This is a genomic window from Dehalococcoidia bacterium, assembly GCA_028711995.1.
Taxonomy (GTDB): domain Bacteria; phylum Chloroflexota; class Dehalococcoidia; order SZUA-161; family SpSt-899; genus JAQTRE01.
This window is the reverse complement of record JAQTRE010000194.1, coordinates 1-4,049: the sequence shown is the minus strand read 5'-3', so window position 1 is coordinate 4,049 and position 4,049 is coordinate 1. Positions and strand designations below refer to the sequence as shown.

General features: G+C 52.1%; 3 protein-coding genes. All 3 read left to right on the top strand.

What is annotated here, in order from left to right:
- The first annotated feature begins 1,146 nt into the window (after window positions 1-1,146).
- The gene (gene istA / locus PHV74_15290; GenBank protein ID MDD5095718.1) at window positions 1,147-2,715 is read left to right on the top strand and encodes an IS21 family transposase; all 1,569 of its coding nucleotides are present in this window, start codon (window positions 1,147-1,149) and stop codon (window positions 2,713-2,715) included.
- Window positions 2,712-3,482: an IS21-like element helper ATPase IstB gene (istB, locus tag PHV74_15285; GenBank protein MDD5095717.1), complete on the top strand. Its 771-nt coding sequence runs from the start codon at window positions 2,712-2,714 to the stop codon at window positions 3,480-3,482. Before istA ends, istB begins: the two co-directional genes overlap by 4 nt.
- A 212-nt stretch (window positions 3,483-3,694) precedes the next feature.
- The coding region (locus PHV74_15280) for a helix-turn-helix transcriptional regulator (protein ID MDD5095716.1) at window positions 3,695-4,049 on the top strand (355 nt) is incomplete at its 3' end.

The following is a 4,049-nucleotide window of genomic DNA, read 5'->3' as shown; positions in this document are numbered from 1 at the left end:
GTGGAAGCGGCTTTTTCAGCCGATAGCATCATACTGACACGTGATGACGCTGTCCGGGTGGCTCTTGCCAAGGACCCTAACATTGCGCGTTTGATAGCATCTATCAGATGGATCAATCCTGTCAATGAGGGCCATTTGCTGAAGTCTCTGTGAGATGAACGATAAACATTAATGAATTGAATGAATTGAAGATCTTGGCAAGTTATAGCCATAAGATCATCAGAGTCCAAAATCGGTCTTACTTTTTGCTATAACGGCTGTAACTTCAGTTGTTTGGCTTCACTTAGTCAAGGATTCCCTATAGAGGTTTCTGTAAGCTCTCAACCGGCATGTCCTTAGGGGCATTCCATCTGCTATGTTAGCTGCACCCTCCTTGGCTTCGCTCACTTAGGGATCTTAGACAGATGTGTTGTCACCAAATGTCAGAAAGTTTTTGCAGGCAGTGCCCTCCCCGACGGGATCGTAGACTCGCATCAAATATACCTTGCTGCTATTCATGGATACTTGCAAACATTTTGAAAAAAATTAAGGTATTTGATTATGATCATGGCACAAAGGACATCGGGGTAAGACGTTACATTTGGCTTGTCGAATATGACTGTGTGCTCATTCTCCAAAAAAAGAAAAAGGCACTATTCTGGGTAACTGCGTACTTTGTGGGTTCAGAGGGAAGGCGAAGGGATTTGTCAAGGCGTTACAACAAAAGGCTATAAACGACAGCGACCGCCTGTTGAGGCGGTCCCCGAGTTCCTTCTACCTCCATTGGTAGATGAATTAGTTTATTTATAAATCAGATTGCCATCTGTTGTAAAGAAGTTTTTACAGGCCACGGATATCGTTACCCCTAACCTGATCCCGGCCGCACAAGCAGATGCGGCAACAGGCGAAAAAGCCAAGCATATACGAGACACGACAGAAAGCCCCCATCATCCAGCGCGTCCGAAAGATTCTCGCCGATCCCGATAGCCCCGCCATCCCACGTCTCGAATCGGAGATCGATTGTCGAGAGTCATGATAAATCCCCCCTTTAGGCGGGGTTAGGATCATCACATTTCCCCCCCCAGGATCACGTTAATTCCCCCCCTTCTTGGCCAGAGGGTTTCATCGGTGTATCTCCCTGAGAACTATTTTTTGGGGAGGGAGCCGATGGCAAGAAGGGAGATCACCATGAACGAGATTGTAGAGGTTGTTTATCAGTGGCACCAGGGAGCCGGCGTTAAGAGTATTTCTCGGTCCCTGGGACTTGATCGCAAGAGCGTTCGCAAATATGTCCGGCTGGCACAGGTGGCCGGTATTACCAGGAGCAGCCCCTTTCCCGAGGAGGCGGTGCTTCTTTGCCTTCTCAAGGAGAGGGTGGCGAGTTCTTCGCCCTTGAGAAAGACTCCGGCCCAGGATGTTCTGGCTGCCCATCGGGAGTGGATGAGTGAGATGATCAAGGCCGAGCACATGACGGCCAAACAGGTATGGCGACTGCTCAGGGAAAGGGCGAACATCACGGTGAGCTACCCCAGCGTGAAGCGTTACCTGATGGCGCAGTTTCAGTTTGGGAGGCCCGCGGTGTGCGTCCGTCTGGAGGTCGAGCCCGGCAGCCAGGCTCAGGTGGATTTTGGTTATGCGGGCTTGATGGTGGATCCTCTGAGCGGGAGGAGACGCCGTGCCTGGGTCTTCATCATGAGTCTTTCTTACAGCAGGCATCGATTTGTGCGGTTTGTCTTCCGGCAGGACACTGCCACCTGGATCGATTGTCACATCAGGGCCTTTGAGTTCTTCGGGGCCGTGCCCGCCGCCGTTGTCCTTGACAACCTCAAGGCCGGCGTGGTCAAACCCGACCTCTACGACCCCACCCTGAATCGCGCCTATGCCGAGTTGGAGAGGCACTATGGGTTTGTGGCTGACCCGGCCAAGGTGGCCTCTCCCAAGCACAAGGGCAAGGTGGAGCGAAACGTTGCTGTGGTTCGCAAACACCTCCTGGCCGGCCGCAGTTTTCGCGATGTACAGGAGGCCAATGAACGGGCGCTGCGGTGGTGCAAGGAGGAGATCGGAATGGAACTCCACGGAACCACCAAGAGGAAGCCCTATGAAGTGTTCCGGATAGAAGAGTTGCCCCATCTCAGGGCCTTGCCTCCGGAGCGCTTCCAATGCCCGCAATGGAAGGAGTGCACGGTCCATCCTGACCATCACCTGGTCTTCGAGCACTCCTATTATTCCCTCCCCACCCGCTATATCGGCCGAGAAGTCTGGGTAAGGGGGGATGAGAGGCTGGTCCGGGTCTTTCTCGGTCCGGAGCTGATCAAAACCCACCCCAGAGCCCAGAGACCCGGAACCTGGGTTACAGACCTCTCAGACTACCCCCCTGAGAAACTGGCCTATCTCATGCCTGCTCCCAGCTATTGCCGCAAGAGGGCGGCCGAAGTGGGGCCTCAAACCCAGATCCTCGTCCGCAAGATCCTGGCTGAAAACGCCATGCGCAATCTGCGTAAAGCCCAGGCCATTATCAGACTGGCGGATAAATACGGCAAAGAGCGCATGGAGGCGGCATCCCAAAGATCGCTCTACTTTGGGAATCTTCACTACCGGGCCATCAAGCGCATCCTGGAGAGAGACCTGGATGAAATCCCCGATACTACGCCTCCCACAGCCCAACTCAGCTTGCTGGGAATGCGTTTCTTGCGTGAGCCCTCCTACTTCATCCCGGAAAAGGAGGTGGTCGCATGAACTTCGATCATCAATTACAGGGAAAGCTCAAGAACCTGCGCCTGGGCGGTTTCATGGAAAGTCTGGATGTCCGCCTCCAGCAAGCTCAAAGCTCCTCCCTCGGCTATCTGGACTTCCTCCAACTCCTGGTGCAGGATGAGATCGAAAGAAGAGAAAGCAAAAAACTCTCCTTGCGCCTCAGCAGAGCCTCCTTCGAGGAGGAAAAGACCCTCGAAGGCTTTGATTTTACCTTTAATCCCAAAGTCAACCACAAGCTCATCCGCGATCTGGCCACCTGTGCCTTTGTAGAAAAAGGCGAGCATGTCCTCCTCTATGGTCCCGCAGGCACAGGCAAGAGTCATATCGCCCAAGCCCTCGGTCACCAGGCATGCCGCAAAGGCTATGACGTCCTCTTCACAAAGGCGGTAAAACTCTTTCGTTTCCTCCTGGCCGGCAGAGCCGATCACTCATGGGAAAAACGAACTAAAAAATATCTGCACCCGGATCTGCTCATCATCGATGACTTCGGGCTGGCGGCTCTCACTCAGGCACAGGCCGAAGACTTTTACGAAATCGTCTCGGAGCGCCACCTCAACTCGTCACTGATTATCACCAGCAACCGTCCTCCACAGGACTGGATCACACTTTTCCCAGATCCCGTAATGGCCAACTCCGCTCTGGATCGCCTCAGCCATCACGCACACCATTTAATCATGGAAGGAGAATCCTATCGAAAAAAACTGAAACCCAAAACCTCAAACCCCTCTAAGCCCAAAGGGGGGAATTAATATGATTCCGCAGGGGGGGAATTAACGTGATCCTTGACAATCGATCAACTAGTCTATGCTCTTTACAGCCTTACCGATGCGGAGATTGCCTTGGTGAAAACGAAGCTATGAAACCGCCGGCTTTTTTCATAGTGCCATGCCTTCTCAGTAAAATATTTCTTGACATCTCCTGCTTGTTGTATCAAATGATACAACAGAAGGGAGGTGAAATCATGATTGCGAAAACATTCGGCAATTTTTTTAAGCAGAAGAGAATCAACTTAGGACTGACCTTAAGAGAATTTTGCCGCATCCATGAGTTAGACCCGGGAAATATCAGCAAACTGGAAAGAGGTCTGGCAAAGCCGCCGCAGTCGCAAGAGACATTGGCAAAATACGGCGCCATGTTGAAAATCGAAAATGACTCCGAAGAATGGCGTGAATTCTCTGATTTGGCGGCAACAAGCGCCGGCAAGTTACCGGAAGATGTGATCTCGAACGAAGAAATAATGAATGCATTGCCGGTTCTTTTCAGGACGGCCAGAAAGGAAAGTCTAACCGAAGAAACCCTGACAAAACGCGTCTCGG